Genomic DNA, 15130 nt, shown 5'->3' on the forward strand with positions numbered 1-15130 from the left:
GGAGTCAACTTCGGCGTTTTGGGCGTGCGCAGACACAGCAATGTGGCTTACGATGAGGTCACTTCTCCTCCCTCGGGTGGGGATGACGAAGGCCCGGCCTGAGAAACCGGTACTTCTGGAACTGCTTCACACCTGTTAGCCCTGGTAAGCGAGGGTGTGAAGCGAGAGCTTCTAGGCCCGTCGCGTGAGCGGCGGGCCTAATGCGTTAAGTCGTGGTGATCGGCAACTCCTCGTTCGGCTCGGTCTCAGAGGTCCACCACACCGGCAGCCCCCGAGAATCGACCTCGATGCTCTCCACCAGCCGTTCGAAGAACACAGCCGACGACACGTTGGCGTGACGCGCGAGCTGATCGAAACGATCCTTCGCCGCGCGCTCAACCTTCCAGCCGGTCGCTACGGCGTCATTGAGCGAGCCGCGAGGTCGCCTGGGAGTAGCCATGCCTGGAAACATACCGCTGTCGCTAGCGATCGCGAGACGCGCTGCCCGGTGTGTCGCCGTCACAGGTCGAGCGAGCGTCGCGCGGCGACCACGAACGACGCGATCGAGTTGGGGTCGACGCGGAGGTCTTCGCCCAGATGGATCAGGAGCCCCAACCGGTCGAGCGCTTCGACTTTGAGGCGCACCGCGGACGGCCGCAGGCGAGTAGCGCGCGCCAGCAGCGCCGGCGATGCCGCCGTGTCCGCGAGGAAGCTCAGCACACGGGTCATGTCCGGCTCGACAAGCGTCTGGATAGCTCCAAGCGCATCAGTGCCGTTCCCGGGGCCAAAGGCCTTCGTGCTCATCATCGATGCGCCCCCAAATCTGTCAACGAATATCCGTGCGGGTACTGGGCCGACCCCGTTACGCCTTGCATGAATCGCGGGCTTGCGGGACGGGGGGCGCGCGCCGTGAGGCGATTCCGCACGCTCATTGCAGCAGCGGAAAGCGCCGAGACAACGGCGTTGGTTCGAGGAAGTCCCAGCGCCTGACTCACGCGCTCATCGCCAATCCATGTGCTGAGGATCAGCCGCGCAAAGGGGCGGACAGGCTTCGGCATAGTGGAGCGGATGACTCCGACTGTCCAGTCGGTCAGCTCTTGCCCCTCACGCGACCAGGCAATCCGATCCTCCTCATAGGAGCAATAGAAGGAGGTCGCGGCGTCGACGTCCCCTGGAACATTTCTGAGACCCATTACGCGGCCAAGGTTCGCGTAAAAGTCGATTGTTGAAACCTGCTCCGCCGACGTCAGCTCACGCCACCCATGCTTCTCTATCCACCGAATCGGTACTATTGCAAGACTGAAGAGAACGTAGAGGAAATCTTCGCTAGGCGCTTTCACATGGCGATGAGCCGAGACAAGTAGGTCGATCATCTCGAGCGCGCGATCTGACTGAAGTTCTCCGTCGATGAGCTCGTAGAGAATGAGCGCAGTGTCTACTGAGCGTTTTCTGGGATCCGACTTGATAGCGCCTGAACGGTGGAGCGTCCGGGCGATCGACGGGACAGCGAAGGACCGGTAGTAGCTGAGCATGAGACCGATCTGCGCGTCGCGAGGCAGATCGAACATCACGAGCTGACGGTAGGTGTCGGCCCATGCCTCGCGCGGCGCAGCCGCGAGCGCACGGAGCCGTGCGGCGTGCGATGCGTGCATGGAACCACCCCCCGTCTGGCCGCTAACGACCGGTGTTGTACGTGTTCAATGAACCATAATGTGTCCGTGTGGTCAAAACAGGTACGCGCCCTCGTGTCGAGGGTGATGCTCGCTGCAAAGCTTCCGCGACCCCTGACCGCGGAGAGCCTGCTCGCCTACATGGAGGACCTCTGCGGAAGAGACATCGTGTTTCGTGACACACCTCCTGCTCTCCTGCATGGGGGAGTGGTGAGCTACTGGCAGCGGACAAGTAGCAATAAGAACGTCATGTATATTCCCCACGACACGACGCGTCTACACCGCAAGCACAATCTGCAACATGAATACGGACACGTGCTGATGTGGTTCTTTCTCGATCAACAGGAGGTAACGATTGGGGTCGATCGGGAGGACCTAGCGGAGGCCATCGCAGACGCCCTCGCGAAGATACAGGCGGCCGACGCGCTGGACCAGTCAATGCAACGCAATATCGGTTTTGGCGGAACGCTATGGTGACCATTCTCGAGTGGGTCATCGTTGCAGCAAGCGCTCTTCCAGTCATCGCCCTAATAGCGACACGGAATGCCTTCAAATATCCTTTGTTGACGATCGGGTGCGTGGGCTTTGCGATACTCCTCGCTCTAAAGAATACGCTCCTTTACACAGGAGTCGATCATGCTTTAGGTGGTTACAACCGAGCCGTTCTACTAATGCATATGGCTGGACTGGTAGCAACCATCATCTTTGATGACATAATCATGCGTTCTGTCAGCTCTACGAACAATCGGATGCGTCGGCGGTTCACTGTCTACTCGCTTGGTCTAGCAGGCGCGTGTCTACAAGTGGAAATTTTCGCAGCCAGCAACTGGCCCGTTACTGATGTCGAACTCATCCACTATGACCACGAAACGTCGGCGCTCGCCTTCAAATCGGTGCTCTGGCTTTCTCTCATCATGACAGCAAGCATGGGACTCGTTGCCTGCCATAGGAATCTCCGTGTTCATTCCGGTTTCCATCGTCGGCTGCCTATCTACCTGATCGCCCTCGGTTGTCTCGGAGTGCTGCTGGTAACTCTGCTCGTTGCTAGAGGCTGGGTGGATTCGGACCACATCTCCAAAGGGACGGATCTGACCCTGTCACTGGCGGGCGGTGCCTTCCTCGCGGCCGGCTTCAGCTACGCGCCGATTACTGACCGGTGGCGGGCTCGTCAGCAGCACCAGCGCGAGCGATACCATTTGGTCAAACTGAGGCCAATCTGGACGGACCTTACGACACAAGTTCCGGCGGCGCGACGCCGAAACGGTGGTCCGGATGATGACTACAGCGAGCTGTACGGCTACCTCTCCGAGTGCGAGGACGCCCTACTGCTGCATGCGAATCTCTCTGGCGACCAGTACAGAGTGTTAGAAGAAGCCCGCGCCTACGTGCACGAACGACAGGGAGTACCTCATGACTGATTCCGAGTCAGGAGCGGGCACCCCCACGAGCCCGGGCGGGATCACCGTCTCGAAGGAGGAGCTGGCGCAGCGTCTGCGACTCGCAACCGACCGCTACGAAACCATGCACGGGCGTCAACCGTCCTGGGCCGTGGTGGAGGAACACGTCAAGGCCGCAGGGGTCGACCTCTCTCGCACCAAATGGCACTACATGCTGTCCGGCTCTCACGTCCTCGCAAAGGACATTGGCGTGTTTGAGGCGCTGGGCGATCTGTTTGACATTCCTTCCACCTTCTTCTATCGGGCCGAAGAAGATGTGCCGCCGCGTCTCCATGAGGCCATGCCGGCCATCCTCGACCTTCGGAGAAATCGAGTTCGAAGAGAAATGCGCTCTATCGGGGAGATTTCACCCGAAGCAGAGGCGGCAATGGAACGCATCCTTGCGGAGCTTGAAGCGGAATAAGCCAGCTACGGCGTGTGATTGCTCTTGATCCACGACGTGAAGCCGTTAAGGACTTCATCAAATCGCTCGGTGTCTATCGAGTACATGACCGACACCCCGCGACGTCCGCCGGGTGGAAGATGAGTACTCACGCGGACGATACCGGCACTTTCGAGCGTTGAGAGACAGCGCGAAAGTGATGCGTCGGTCATATCGACGGAACGTTTCAGATCTCCGAAGTACATGCCGGTTTCGCCCCACAATGCGCGGATGACTTCGCCGTTTTTCTTCGCCAGAACGGCTTGAGTCAACAGAACCTCCGGTGGCAAGGCAGGCACATCGGGGGCGCCGGGCTCGGAGGTCATCACAACATCATGGCGTATGGGGTCCCCGCCGAGACATCTTCGGGTATCGATGTGGAAGCAAGACTGCACTGAATGAGTTCAGGATGTCAACTCGTGCAATTATGACCCCATAGAGTGATATCTTCGAGGTGTGGGGGTGGCTGTCGCTCCTGCTCATCTCGCAGGGGGCACAACTTGGGTGGAGTTCACCAGCGGACCGTAGGTGAGCAGCGCGCACGCGCACTGCTGCTTGGGGTGTCCGTCTCGATCGCAGGACTCCTCTCTGCATGCTCAACACCCGCTGACCCTCCGGCGGCGGAGACCTCGCAAGCTCAGATGCCGACCGTCCTGGCCAGTCCTGACGCCACCGAGGGTTCGCCGGCGCCGGTCCCATCAGCGACCGAAGCGGCACCAGTCGACGCCGAGCCGGCGCCGGCTCTGAACGTCGAGGCTGACACTCTTGCGATCGCCACGGCCGCTGTCGCGGCATTCTGCCGCCCCTCCGTGGACTACGACATGTGGATCGCTGAGCTGTACCCGTTCCTCAGCCAGCAAGCGGCGGTCGCCTATGAAACGGTCGACCCGGCCAACGTGCCCTGCACGAGCCTCACGGGCGCTGCGACCGTCCGTGACGGCGACGGCGCGTTCACGATGCGCATCCTCGTGCCCACGGATGCAGGGGAGTACTCGGTTTACGTCCACCGCACCGACGAGGCAGGCCCCTGGGCCGTCGACCAGATCACTCCTCTGGCATCGGAGTAATCCAGTGGCGAAGGGGGGACTGGGGGTACTGGCGTTCGTCATGGTGCCGGTGGTGGCCATCGCGATTCTGTTGTACGTGTTGCTCTTCGGCGGCGCGGCTGTAGCCGCATGCCTGCCAGCCGGGGGACCGGTGAACGTGTCCGCGATCCCCGCGGACGCGAAGGTCGGCGCCTACGGGCACGACCAGCTCGTGAACGCAGCACTGATCGTCAACGCGGGCGCCGCGAAGGGCCTCGGCGCCGATGGGCAGACGCTCGGCGTGCAGACGGCGATCGGGGAATCCTCGCTGGTGAACATCAACTACGGGGACGGTGCGATCAACCCGGACGGGTCGGTTGCTGACTCGATCGGCTTGTTCCAGCAGCAGTCGAGCTGGGGCACCGTCGAGCAGCGCATGGACCCGACGACCTCGGCGGGCTTCTTCTACGACCGCCTCGTCGCGGTCGAGGGCTGGCAGTCGATGGAGCCCTCCATTGCGATCAACAAGGTGCAGCGCAACGCCGACCCGAACCACTACACGAAGTACCGCGCCGACGCCGTGGCGATCATGACGTACCTCAACGGCCTCGGCAGCAGCGCGACCGCACCCACGGCCACCACTGCGCCGGTGAGCGTCCCGTCGACGCCGACGAGCACCGCGACGTCGACGGCCGCGCCGGTCGGCGGATGCGTCCCCGTGTCCGGCGACGCGCAGGCACTCGCGGCCGGCCTCGTGACGGCGATGGAGGAGGGCCGGCTGCGGCTGCTCGAGGACCGCTACGCGCAGCAGATCCGCGACATGGCCGCCGGGACCGCCAAGGAGAACTGCGGCATCGACGTCCGCATTCTCCAGATCATCACGATCGCGCTCAACACGTTCGAGCACGTCGGCGTCTCGGACCTCAACCGCCAGTGCACCGGCTCCCTGCTCGGAGCGGGCACGGGCTCGTCGCACTGGATGAACGGCGGCGGCAACGCCGTCGACTTCTTCTCCTTCAACAACACCGCCACCACCGGCTGCGACGCGAACGCACTGCAACTGCTGACGGTCCTGGACCCGCAGGTACCCCAGGGCTCTCGTGCCGGCCAGATCCAGTGCCGCTCGACCACGTACCAGCACATCACCCAGTTCGGTGACACCCCGAACCACCTGCACTTCGACGTCGCCTACGCCGACGGCCCCCTCACCACCGGATAACCGGACCCCGTCGACGTCGCACCCGCGGCGCCGATCACCCCCGCACCACCCAACACAGAAAACGGAGCACACCATGTCTGCACTGCTCGCAGCAACGACCGACATCCTCACCACCGCGGGCGCGCTCGGCGCGGTCGTCCCGGACCCGGGTCCCGGCGGCATGCCCCCCGGGTTCGAGGCCTTCACCACCGTCATGGGCTGGGCCAAGTGGGTCGGCCTCGGCGTCGCCGTCGTCGGCCTGATCATCCTCGGCGTCACCATGACCGTCTCCGCCCGCCGCGGCGAGGGCGGAGAGATCGGCGGCTGGCTCGGCCGGCTCCTCGTGGGTGTGATCGTCATCTCCGCCGCGTTCACGATCGTCGGGTTCCTGATGGGCGCGTAGCGTCCCCGGGAAACCGACACCACCAACAGAAAGGCAAGGGACATCATGAACGACTCCGAACCGCGTAACCCATTCACCACGAAGGGCTTCATCGTCGGAGCCGCCATCGTCGGAGCACTCGCCGTCGCCGGCATCGTGCTCGGCGTGACGTCCCTGGACGCCGGGGGAGGCGGCAACACCGCCGCCACCCCCGGCGCCTCCACCCCCAGCTCGACCATTTCGGCGGACGCCGCGAGCGTGTGCGGACTCTCCGGATACGACGAGACCGGGACTCTCACCGCAGCACCGACGACGGAATGGACCATCGTCGGCACGATGGCCGCTCCGAACTCGGACACGGCCGGACCGGGAGCTACTGATGACGACGGCGTGCGACGCTGCTACGCCCACACCGTCGACGGAGCACTCTTCGCAGTCGCGAACCTGTGGGCGATGGGCTCCAACGCACGCTTGTCCGATCCCGTCATCGAGAAGCTGACCGTTCCCGGCCCCGGACGGGATGCAGCACTGGCGAGGGACGTGGCGCAATCGAACACGGGCCTGAGCGCTCAGATCGCGGGCTTTAAGACGCTGTCCTACAACGGAGACAGCGCGACGATCGACATTGCCTTCCGGCTCAACGACGGGACCCTCGCGAGTATCGCGACGGACGTTGCCTGGTCGGACGGCGACTGGAAGATGCAGCTCACCGATGAGGGCCAGTCGGCCTACAACCCGGTGCGGCTCCAGAGCCTCGGCGGCTACGTGCCATGGGCAGGTGTTGCATGAGCATCCTCGCCACCACCACCGCTCCGCCCGAATCGGAATGCGGCCTCCTCGACTTCCCCTGCAAGCTCAACGAGGGCATCGGCGACATCGTGTCGGTCGCCGCGAACGATGCGTTGCAGCAGTTCGTCAACAACATCATGGAGGGCTACGGGAAGGCCCTCGCCTCCCTCGGCACCCTCTGGGTGCGCGTACCTTCGCCGGTCACGGTCGTGGACCAGGGCGGCGGAGTGAACGGTGGCGGGACTCCGCCGCAGCCGGAGGCGTTCGAGACGATTCTCGGCTACGTGACGTGGGTGTCCGCGGGCCTGGCCGTCATGTCCCTCATCATTGCCGGAGTGATGATGGCCTCCCGGCGCCGGCACGGCGACGGCGAGGCTCACATGGGCCGTATCGGTGTGATCATCATGGCCGTGCTGCTGCTGTCCTCGGCATCAGCGCTCGTGACCGGGTTCCTGCCTCTGGCGATGCACCTCAACGAGTCCTCGAGCGTCGTCGGCTGGGTGCAAGGTCAGTTGCAGTGGTACACCGGCGGTATCGCGATCCTCTCGATCCTCGTCGCCGCCGGCCGCATGGTCTGGACGCAGCGCGCGATGCCGTTGCGCGAGCTCGCGGGATCGGTCCTGACGCTGATCGCCGTGGCCGGTGCCGGCCTCGTCGTGATCCGCCTCGCGACGTCCGCGGGAGATGCGTTCTCCGTCTGGATCCTCGATAACTCGACCGACTGCAGCGTGACCAACGGGGAGTCGAACTGCTTCGGCACGACGGTCGGAGCGATGATCGGGATGACGATGGCGTCGCAGAACTCCATCGGCCTGATCGGCCTGTTCCTGCTGGGCATGCTGGCGGTGTTCATGACCTACGTGCAGATCGCCCTGATGGTGTTCCGCGGCGCGATGCTCGTCGTCCTCGCCGGGATCTTCCCGATTGCCGCCGCCGCGACGAACACGGAAATCGGGCGGCAGTGGTTCAAGAAGGCGATGGCCTGGACTCTCGCCTTCATCCTCTACAAGCCCGCCGCCGCGATCGTCTACGCGATCGCGTTCCGGATGACCGGCACCGACCTGTTCAAATCGGACGGCACCGGGCTCTTCCAGATCGTCACAGGCCTCGCGCTGATGCTCATCGCGCTCGTGGCCCTGCCCGCGTTGATGCGCTTCCTCGTCCCGGCCGTCTCCTCGGTCGGCGGTGGCGGCGCGGCGGGCCTGCTGCTGGGCGCCGCGGCGCTCTCAGCCGCAGGTGACGTCGCGACGGGCGCGATCCGCGCCAGCAGCAACGGTGGCGGCGGTGGCGGGAATGGCGGCGGTGGAGGCGGGAATGGCGGCGGTGGAGGCGGCAACAGCTCGTCCACGGACGGACCGTCCGGCAGCACGTCGACGCCGGGCTCTCCCGCGTCATCGCCGGCCGCAGACCCGTCTGGGTCGGCGTCGACGGCAGGAAGCGGCGCTGGTGCCGGTGCCGGTGCCGGAAGCGCGGCGACCAGCGGTGCAGGAGCCGCCGCGTCGAGCGGCGCCGGTGCAGGGGCAGCCGCGAGCGGCGCCGCGGCCGCGGCCGGACCGATCGGCGCCGGTATCGCCGTCGCGACGAAGGCCGCGGAGGGCGCGAAGCACGCCGCGCAGGCCGTGAAGGCCGGCACCGAAGAGGCGACCGGCAGCAACGAGAGCGGGAGCTAACCCATGTCGAGCACAGCAACCGAGCCGATCAAGGCTCGCACCTACGGCAACTGGCGAAAGCCGCAGACCGCCGGCCTCGGCGGGCTGGGACAGCTCGCCACCCTCGTGATGTTCGTGGGCATCGTCGCCTCGATCATCGCGTCCATGTTCTCCGGCCTCGGGCCGGCACTGATCGTCGCCGCGATCTTCGGCGGGATTCTCCTGACCGTCTCGGTCAAGGACAAGCACGGGCAGAGCGCCCTCGGAAGGATGGTGGTCCGCGTGAACTGGTGGCGTACCAAGAGCAAGGGAGCGAACGTCTACCGCTCCGGTCCGATCGGCCGCGCGAAGTGGGGGACGTTCCAGCTCCCAGGCTTGGCCGCACCTTCGCAGCTCACCGAGCACGAGGACTCCCACGGCCGCCGGTTCGCTCTGATCAGCACTCCGATGACGAAGCACTTCACCGTGGTTCTCGCGACGGAGCCGGACGGCGCCGCGCTGGTGGATCAGGAGCAGATCAACAACCAGGTCGCGGAGTACGGCATCTGGCTCGCGAACCTCGGAGACGAGCCCGGCATCGAGGCCGCCTCGGTCACGGTCGAGACGGCCCCCGACACGGGCACGCGCCTGCGCGGCGAGGTCGAGGGGTCGATGGACCCGGACGCGCCGCTGTTCGCGCGAGCGATGCTCCAAGAGGTCGTAGAGACCTACCCGGTCGGATCGGCCACGATCCACGCCTACATCGCGCTCACGTTCACGGCGACCGCGCGGATCAACGGGAAGCGCCGCAACGCGAAGGAAGTAGCCTCCGACCTCTCCGCCCGCATCCCCGGCTTGACGTCTTCTCTCGCGGCGACGGGTGCGGGCGCAGCGCGGCCCCTGAGCGCGCAAGAGCTGTGCGAAGTCATCCGCACCGCGTACGACCCCGACGCGGCGCTCCTGATCGATCAGGCGCGCGCAGAGGGCGAGACGGCCGACCTGTCTTGGACCGACGTCGGCCCCGCGGGCGCCGAAGCGCACTGGGACTCCTACCGTCACGACGGAGCGGTGTCGACGTCGTGGACCATGACCGCCCCGCCGCGCGGCGTCGTCCAGTCGAACATCCTCGCCCGCCTGCTCGCACCGCACCGCGACATCGCCCGCAAGCGCGTCACCCTGCTCTACCGACCCATCGACCCCGCCCGCGCCGCAGCGCTCGTGGAGGCGGACCTCAACGCCGCCCAGTTCAACTCCTCCGCGTCCACCAAGCCCACGGCGCGCTCGACGCTCTCGACCCGCTCGGCGCAGGCCACGGCCGCGGAGGAAGCCTCCGGCGCCGGACTGATGAACTTCGGCCTGATCGTCACCGCGACCACGCTGCAGCGTGGCCAAGAGCCCGAAGCGCGCGCCGCGATCGACTCCCTCACCTCAGCCGCCCGACTGCGGATGCGGCCGGCGTTCGGCTCGCAGGACTCCGCCTTCGCCGCCGCCCTCCCGCTGGGGCTGGTCCTGCCTCGGCACCTGCGCATCCCCAACGAAATGCGGGAAATCCTGTGACACACCCCGCCACCACCAGGACGGCACTGGACACACGTCCGGTGCCGTCCCGGCTTAACCCTCAGCCCTCACCCGTCTTTGTCGCCGTTCCGACCCTTATTGGAGGCCCCCAGTGAGCATCACCACCAAGCTCTTCTCCCGCCACCGCGACACCGAGCCCGTCGACGTCCCCGCCGACGTCGACGGGGACGAGCTGCCCACCGGCGCCGTCGACGTCGACCAGAGCGAAGAGGCCGGCGACGTCGACGCCCCCGACTCGGCCACGCCCACGGGCGCGGTCGGCTCCCCGTCGACTGACGCTGCCGCGTCAGCAACGGCGGACAGCCGGGCCGGGTCTCGCCGCGCTCGGAAGGTGCAGGAGGAGAGTGCCGCGGCCCGCGCCGCGGCCTCGCCGCTCGCCCGCGAGACGCCGTCCAAGCGGTCGCGGAAAAAGCGGGCGATCCCGCACCAGGGCGGGAAGCAGAAGACCGAGAAGGAATCGGCGCCGAAGCGACCGATGCGGCCGACGTCGACGGGATGGCTCGGCCGCGGCGGCGGACAGGTCGTCTCGATCCAGCCCGCCGATGAATTCCGCGCGACGACTGTGCAGGTGTGCGGCCTGTACCCATTCTCGGTCGGCACCGGCACGCCCATGATCGGCGTACCGCTGGGCAAGAACCTCACCACCGGGGCCTCCGTGTTGTGCGACCCGATTAGCTGGTTCCAGCGGGCGCAGCTCATCTCCAACCCGTCGATGTTCGTCCTCGGCAAGCCGGGTCTCGGGAAGTCCTCGCTGACCCGCCGCATGGCGACCGGGCTCGCCGGGTACGGCACCATCCCGCTGGTCCTCGGGGATCTGAAGCCCGACTACGTGGACCTCATCCGCGCGATGGAAGGACAGGTCATCACCCTCGGCCGCGACCGCGGCTACCTCAACATCCTCGACCCCGGCGAGGCGACCAGCGCGGCAAAGCGCCTCCGAGACGACGCCGACCAGGCGCTGGAGCAAGCCGCGGAGCTCGACGCCCGCGGCGGCGACTCCAAGGAGCTGCACCTGCGTGCGGTGAAAGCGCAGCGCCTCGCCGCTCAGGTCCTCGCGGACGCTCACGGCCGCCGGCACACGATGATCGCAGCGCTCCTGACGATCCTCCGCTCTCAGCCGCCCACGGACCGGGAGGAGACGATCATCGACCGGGCGTTGAAGTACCTGGACGAGCACCACGAGGGCATCCCCGTCCTCGCGGACCTGCTCGCCGTGATCCAGGCCGCGCCGGACGAGATTCGACAGGTCGCGCTCGACCGCAACGACCTCAAGCGGTACAAGGAAATCACCGAGAACCTCGAAGCGTCGCTCATCGGCCTCACCTCCGGTGGCCGGCTGGGCGAGATCTTCTCCCGCCAGACGACGACCCCGATGCGGCGGGATCGGCCGGTGGTCTACGACGTGTCCTCGATCGATGACTCCGAAGGCGACCTCCAGGCGGCGATCCTCCTCGCGTGCTGGTCCGCGGGGTTCGGGACGGTCAACGTCGCCGCGGCGCTGGCCGATGCGGGGATCGAGCCCCGCCGGCACTACTTCGTGATCCTGGACGAGCTGTGGCGGGCTCTGCGCGCGGGCAAGGGCATGGTCGATCGCGTCGACGCGCTCACCCGCCTCAACCGTGCCCGCGGTGTCGGCCTGGCGATGATCAGCCACACCATGTCCGACCTCCTCGCGCTTTCCAGCGAAGAGGACCGGATGAAGGCCCGCGGCTTTGTGGAGCGCTCCGGCATGGTCATCTGCGGCGGCCTTCCCGGTGCGGAGATGCCTCTGCTCACGTCGGCGGTGCCGCTGTCCGCGAAGGAGCAGGAGATGCTCACGAGCTGGCAGGACCCGCCGGCCTGGGATGGCGTCTCCGGGAAGGAAGCGGACCCGCCCGGCCGTGGCCTGTTCCTGATCAAGGTGGGCGGCCGTCCCGGCATCCCCGTCCGCGTCCACCTGACCGCAGCGGAGAAGGACGTCAACGACACCAACAAGCTCTGGCACACCACGAGCCGCGCAGGCCGCGCGAACGAGCCCCTGGCGACCGATCCGGTCATGGTGGAGATTCTGCCGTGAGCGTCCTCGTCGCCCTCGGCGCGAGCTGCGTCGCGCTCGGCGCGGCCGGCGCCGCGATCGTCAGCGTGATCGCCGCCCGCCGTCAGGGGGCGGCGGAGCGCGACCGGTTTCTGCTCACGGGCTGCTGGACCGGGGTCGCCCTCATGGCGGGCTTCGTCGCCTGGGACCAGTGGGACCGGGTGATCGCATGAGCTGCACGTCGACGGTCGTCTACGACGGCTACCTCTGGGGCTGCTCGATGACGACGACGCTCCCGCACACCGACCACATGACGGACCTGCCGGTCGAGTACGTCGACAACGGCCAGGCCGTCCTCACCTGGGGCACCAGCCGGCAGGCGACCAGCGACGACACGACGGCCCCCTACGACGGGCCGATCTATGAGCGATGCGAGCCGCGCAGGTTCCTGCCGGCATCTGTTCCGTTGCTCGAGCGGGCGATGTCGTGATCGCCGCCCGCGCCGGGGGTGCGCTGCTGCGGGGTCCGCTCGGCCAGGTCGGCGCGGTCGCCGGGCTCCTGGCTGTCGCGGTCCTCGTGGCCACGGCCGCCACCCTCGCGTTCACCGCGCAGGTGCAGCACGCGATCCCCGCCCAGACCACTCTCACCAGCCCAGCACCGACCGAAGGAGTTGCACCATGAGCCTCACGAACAACCGCCGGAAAGAGCCCGGGAAGGCCAGTAACGGCTTCGGGGTCGCGTTCGCGGCCGGCGGTGTCCTGATCATCGCCCTGGCCATCTACATCGCGGTCCGCGTCGGGTCCCAGGTCGACGGTGTGAATCCCGACATGGACACCGACCCGTCGAACTTCTTCTCCGTCGTGGTCGACGTGTTCCGCGGCCGACTCGTCTGGCCGGGCACCGCGACCCTCATCGTCGCCGGGATCGGCGCCGTGGTCGTCTTCTTCGGCACCCTGTTCCTGATCGCGAAGAACGGCGGGAAGAAGAACCGGACCCCGATCGACTGGACCGCCCGCCACACCGCCACCTCCGCGGAAATGAGCCACATGCGCGGCAAGGAGGCGAAGGAGAAGTCGGCCCGACTGGGCGTGACCGACTCGTTCGGCGTCCCTCTGGGTGACCTCCTCAGCGACGGTCGACCTATCTACGCCTCGTTCGAGGACATGGTGCTGCTGCTCGCCGGCCCCCGCGTAGGCAAGTCGACGTCGTTCGTCATCCCCGCGATTGTCAACGCTCCCGGGTCCGTGGTCACGACCTCGAACAAGCGCGACGTGCTCGACGCGACCCGCGACCTCCGCGCAGCACGGGGGCAGGTGTGGGTGTTCGACCCGCAGCGCGTCGCGGTCGAGCCGCCGTCGTGGTGGTGGAACCCGCTCTCCTACGTCACCGACGACACCAAGGCCGCGAAGCTCGCGCAGCACTTCGCGTCCGGATCCAGCGAGGTCGGAGCGCGCTCGGATGCGCACTTCGAGCCGTCCGGTCGCGAGCTGCTGGCAGGCTTCCTGCTCGCCGCGGCCCTCGATGGCCGACCGATCACGGACGTCTACGAGTGGACGACGAAACCCGGCGACGAGACGGCCGGAGACATTCTGGCCTCGAGCGATTTCCCGTTGATGGCCAAGAGCTTGCAGGGCGCGACGCGGTTGGAGCACCGGGAGCGCGGATCGGTGTACTCCACTGCCCGGCGCATGGCGTCCTGCTTGAAGGACTCCGGGACCCGCCAGTGGGTGAACCGCACCGGCGAGAAAGACACCCGGCCGGAGTTCGATCCGGGCGCCTTCGTCCGCTCCACCGGGACGCTCTACAGCCTGTCCAAGGAGGGTGCCGGCAGCGCCGGCCCCCTCGTCCTCGCACTCACCGCCGCGACCGTCGAGGCCGCGGAGGAGCTGGCAGCGGTGTCGCCCGGCGGCCGGATGCAGACCCCGATGCTCGGCGTCCTCGATGAGGCGGCGAACGTCTGCCGCTGGCGCGACCTGCCCGACCTCTACAGCCACTACGGCTCCCGGGGGATCCCGATCATGTCGGTGTTCCAGTCCTGGTCGCAGGGCGTGAGCGTGTTCGGGCGGGAGGGCATGGACAAGCTGTGGTCGGCCGCGAACGCGAAGATCTACGCCGGCGGAATCTCGGAGACGGGGTTTCTGCGGATGGTGTCGGAGCTGATCGGCACCTACGATCGCGAGACGACCTCCGCGAGCATGAACAAGGGCGTGCGCTCGACCACCAGCGCGTTGAAGCGCGAACTGATCCTCGACGTCGCGGAGCTCGCGAACCTCCCCACGCCCAAGAAGGGGCGCAAGATCGGGCGGGCGATCCTGATGTCCTCGGGCTCGCGTGCCGCGATCCTGCGCACGGTGCCGTGGTTCGACGGTCCCAAGCCGCTCGTGGCCGCGATCAACGCCTCCATCGCGAACCACCGACCGGGCGCAGCGCCGACACCGACGCCGCCGCCGGCCCCGGAGCAGGGACACGGCTTCACGCCGGTGACGGGCTCATGAGCGAGGACTTCTATGGGGGCGTGGACGACGAGGCCGCGCCCACGTCAGCGGACGATGTGGCGACGAGTGCCCCGGAGAGCGAGGAGCCGACAACGCATTTCGGGTCGGCGGATGAGTTCGTGCGCAAGCAGCTCATCGGCACCTACCGGCGCCGAGTCATGGCGCAGGGCTCCGGTGGCGGTCTGCGGTGGAAAGCGGCCTGGTGGGAGTCCAAGGAAGCGCAGCAGCGCATCGAGGCGCTGTGGCGGGCGTGGGAGGCCGCACGCGCCGACCCGAAGGCCGGGATGAGTGCGTGGTGGATCAACCACTGCGATCCGCACATGAGCGTCCTGCTCTCTGCGGACGGGCCGTTCGCGGACTCGACGGACGAGAACCGGCTCGGTGAACCGCTGCCTTACACGGCACCGGTAGAAGGCACTTTCCCGTCCGATCTACAACCGCCGCTGTACACGCAGCGCCCATCCAGAGAAAACGCCTGAGAGGCGCTCTGAGGA

General features: G+C 66.8%; 19 protein-coding genes. 15 read left to right on the forward strand and 4 right to left on the reverse strand.

Translation table 11 applies throughout. The features are described from left to right. Positions 1-205: 205 nt before the first annotated feature. From C5C35_RS16760 to C5C35_RS16765, 3 genes are read right to left on the reverse strand one after another with little or no spacing between them, the layout of a single operon-like run. Entirely contained in the window at positions 206-439 is a 234-nt protein-coding gene (locus C5C35_RS16760; protein ID WP_146076972.1) for a hypothetical protein, read from the reverse strand. Positions 440-498: 59 nt separating this feature from the next. Next, positions 499-786, reverse strand: a complete 288-nt coding sequence (locus C5C35_RS14605; protein WP_104263444.1) for a hypothetical protein — start codon at positions 784-786, stop codon at positions 499-501. Further along, positions 783-1550 carry an oxygenase MpaB family protein gene (locus C5C35_RS16765; protein WP_146076971.1) on the reverse strand — a complete coding sequence of 256 codons (768 nt, stop codon included), beginning with the start codon at positions 1548-1550 and terminating at the stop codon, positions 783-785. The genes C5C35_RS14605 and C5C35_RS16765 overlap by 4 nt, the downstream gene beginning before the upstream one ends. Before the next feature lie 147 nt (positions 1551-1697). Between C5C35_RS16765 and C5C35_RS16770 the strand changes: the two genes are divergently transcribed. The 3 genes from C5C35_RS16770 to C5C35_RS14610 are packed head-to-tail and all read left to right on the forward strand — an operon-like array spanning position 1698 to position 3509. Then, a complete protein-coding gene (locus tag C5C35_RS16770; protein WP_146076970.1) occupies positions 1698-2126 on the forward strand; it encodes a hypothetical protein in 429 nt (142 codons plus the stop codon). Continuing rightward, a complete protein-coding gene (locus C5C35_RS16775; protein ID WP_146076969.1) occupies positions 2120-3067 on the forward strand; it encodes a hypothetical protein in 948 nt (315 codons plus the stop codon). Before C5C35_RS16770 ends, C5C35_RS16775 begins: the two co-directional genes overlap by 7 nt. Further along, positions 3060-3509 (forward strand): hypothetical protein, encoded by a 450-nt coding sequence (locus C5C35_RS14610; protein WP_104263445.1) that lies wholly within the window; start codon positions 3060-3062, stop codon positions 3507-3509. Before C5C35_RS16775 ends, C5C35_RS14610 begins: the two co-directional genes overlap by 8 nt. A 5-nt stretch (positions 3510-3514) precedes the next feature. On the opposite strand, the gene C5C35_RS16780 is transcribed toward C5C35_RS14610, so the two are convergent. Then, positions 3515-3853 (reverse strand): helix-turn-helix transcriptional regulator, encoded by a 339-nt coding sequence (locus C5C35_RS16780; RefSeq protein ID WP_146076968.1) that lies wholly within the window; start codon positions 3851-3853, stop codon positions 3515-3517. 315 nt (positions 3854-4168) lie between these two features. On the opposite strand from C5C35_RS16780, the gene C5C35_RS14615 reads away from it, so the two are divergent. The 12 genes from C5C35_RS14615 (at position 4169) to C5C35_RS14675 (ending at position 15115) form a co-directional block, all read left to right on the forward strand. Further along, entirely contained in the window at positions 4169-4594 is a 426-nt protein-coding gene (locus C5C35_RS14615; RefSeq protein WP_104263446.1) for a hypothetical protein, read from the forward strand. Between the two features lie 136 nt (positions 4595-4730). Then, on the forward strand, positions 4731-5771 hold the full coding sequence (locus tag C5C35_RS17060; protein ID WP_181065710.1) for a hypothetical protein: 1041 nt from the start codon (positions 4731-4733) through the stop codon (positions 5769-5771). Positions 5772-5844: 73 nt separating this feature from the next. After that, positions 5845-6153, forward strand: a complete 309-nt coding sequence (locus C5C35_RS14625) for a hypothetical protein (RefSeq protein ID WP_104224227.1) — start codon at positions 5845-5847, stop codon at positions 6151-6153. Positions 6154-6198: 45 nt separating this feature from the next. Next, positions 6199-6921, forward strand: a complete 723-nt coding sequence (locus tag C5C35_RS14630; RefSeq protein ID WP_104263447.1) for a hypothetical protein — start codon at positions 6199-6201, stop codon at positions 6919-6921. Further along, positions 6918-8591: a hypothetical protein gene (locus C5C35_RS14635; protein WP_104263448.1), complete on the forward strand. Its 1674-nt coding sequence runs from the start codon at positions 6918-6920 to the stop codon at positions 8589-8591. The genes C5C35_RS14630 and C5C35_RS14635 overlap by 4 nt, the downstream gene beginning before the upstream one ends. 3 nt (positions 8592-8594) lie before the next feature. Further along, positions 8595-10106, forward strand: a complete 1512-nt coding sequence (locus tag C5C35_RS14640; protein WP_181065711.1) for an SCO6880 family protein — start codon at positions 8595-8597, stop codon at positions 10104-10106. A gap of 496 nt (positions 10107-10602) precedes the next feature. Then, the gene (locus tag C5C35_RS14650) at positions 10603-12183 is read left to right on the forward strand and encodes an ATP/GTP-binding protein (RefSeq protein WP_219812664.1); all 1581 of its coding nucleotides are present in this window, start codon (positions 10603-10605) and stop codon (positions 12181-12183) included. After that, positions 12180-12374 carry a hypothetical protein gene (locus C5C35_RS14655; protein WP_104263449.1) on the forward strand — a complete coding sequence of 65 codons (195 nt, stop codon included), beginning with the start codon at positions 12180-12182 and terminating at the stop codon, positions 12372-12374. The genes C5C35_RS14650 and C5C35_RS14655 overlap by 4 nt, the downstream gene beginning before the upstream one ends. Next, positions 12371-12631, forward strand: coding sequence for a hypothetical protein (locus tag C5C35_RS14660; RefSeq protein ID WP_104263450.1), 261 nt, complete (start codon positions 12371-12373; stop codon positions 12629-12631). The genes C5C35_RS14655 and C5C35_RS14660 overlap by 4 nt, the downstream gene beginning before the upstream one ends. Next, entirely contained in the window at positions 12628-12822 is a 195-nt protein-coding gene (locus tag C5C35_RS14665; RefSeq protein ID WP_104263451.1) for a hypothetical protein, read from the forward strand. Before C5C35_RS14660 ends, C5C35_RS14665 begins: the two co-directional genes overlap by 4 nt. After that, positions 12819-14636: a type IV secretory system conjugative DNA transfer family protein gene (locus C5C35_RS14670; protein ID WP_104263452.1), complete on the forward strand. Its 1818-nt coding sequence runs from the start codon at positions 12819-12821 to the stop codon at positions 14634-14636. Before C5C35_RS14665 ends, C5C35_RS14670 begins: the two co-directional genes overlap by 4 nt. A gap of 20 nt (positions 14637-14656) precedes the next feature. Continuing rightward, the gene (locus C5C35_RS14675; protein ID WP_219814049.1) at positions 14657-15115 is read left to right on the forward strand and encodes a DUF4913 domain-containing protein; all 459 of its coding nucleotides are present in this window, start codon (positions 14657-14659) and stop codon (positions 15113-15115) included. The last annotated feature ends 15 nt before the right edge of the window (positions 15116-15130 follow it).

It is taken from the genome of Rathayibacter sp. AY1F8, from assembly GCF_002932165.1.
Taxonomy (GTDB): domain Bacteria; phylum Actinomycetota; class Actinomycetes; order Actinomycetales; family Microbacteriaceae; genus Rathayibacter.

Excerpts from the sequence above, each read along its gene's own strand:
- C5C35_RS16760 (WP_146076972.1), bottom strand. The coding sequence starts at position 439 with ATGGCTACTCCCAGGCGACCTCGCGGCTCGCTCAATGACGCCGTAGCG.
- C5C35_RS14605 (WP_104263444.1), bottom strand. The coding sequence starts at position 786 with ATGATGAGCACGAAGGCCTTTGGCCCCGGGAACGGCACTGATGCGCTT.
- C5C35_RS16775 (WP_146076969.1), top strand. The coding sequence starts at position 2,120 with ATGGTGACCATTCTCGAGTGGGTCATCGTTGCAGCAAGCGCTCTTCCA.
- C5C35_RS14610 (WP_104263445.1), top strand. The coding sequence starts at position 3,060 with ATGACTGATTCCGAGTCAGGAGCGGGCACCCCCACGAGCCCGGGCGGG.
- C5C35_RS16780 (WP_146076968.1), bottom strand. The coding sequence starts at position 3,853 with ATGACCTCCGAGCCCGGCGCCCCCGATGTGCCTGCCTTGCCACCGGAG.
- C5C35_RS14615 (WP_104263446.1), top strand. The coding sequence starts at position 4,169 with ATGCCGACCGTCCTGGCCAGTCCTGACGCCACCGAGGGTTCGCCGGCG.
- C5C35_RS14625 (WP_104224227.1), top strand. The coding sequence starts at position 5,845 with ATGTCTGCACTGCTCGCAGCAACGACCGACATCCTCACCACCGCGGGC.
- C5C35_RS14630 (WP_104263447.1), top strand. The coding sequence starts at position 6,199 with ATGAACGACTCCGAACCGCGTAACCCATTCACCACGAAGGGCTTCATC.
- C5C35_RS14635 (WP_104263448.1), top strand. The coding sequence starts at position 6,918 with ATGAGCATCCTCGCCACCACCACCGCTCCGCCCGAATCGGAATGCGGC.
- C5C35_RS14640 (WP_181065711.1), top strand. The coding sequence starts at position 8,595 with ATGTCGAGCACAGCAACCGAGCCGATCAAGGCTCGCACCTACGGCAAC.
- C5C35_RS14650 (WP_219812664.1), top strand. The coding sequence starts at position 10,603 with ATGCGGCCGACGTCGACGGGATGGCTCGGCCGCGGCGGCGGACAGGTC.
- C5C35_RS14660 (WP_104263450.1), top strand. The coding sequence starts at position 12,371 with ATGAGCTGCACGTCGACGGTCGTCTACGACGGCTACCTCTGGGGCTGC.
- C5C35_RS14670 (WP_104263452.1), top strand. The coding sequence starts at position 12,819 with ATGAGCCTCACGAACAACCGCCGGAAAGAGCCCGGGAAGGCCAGTAAC.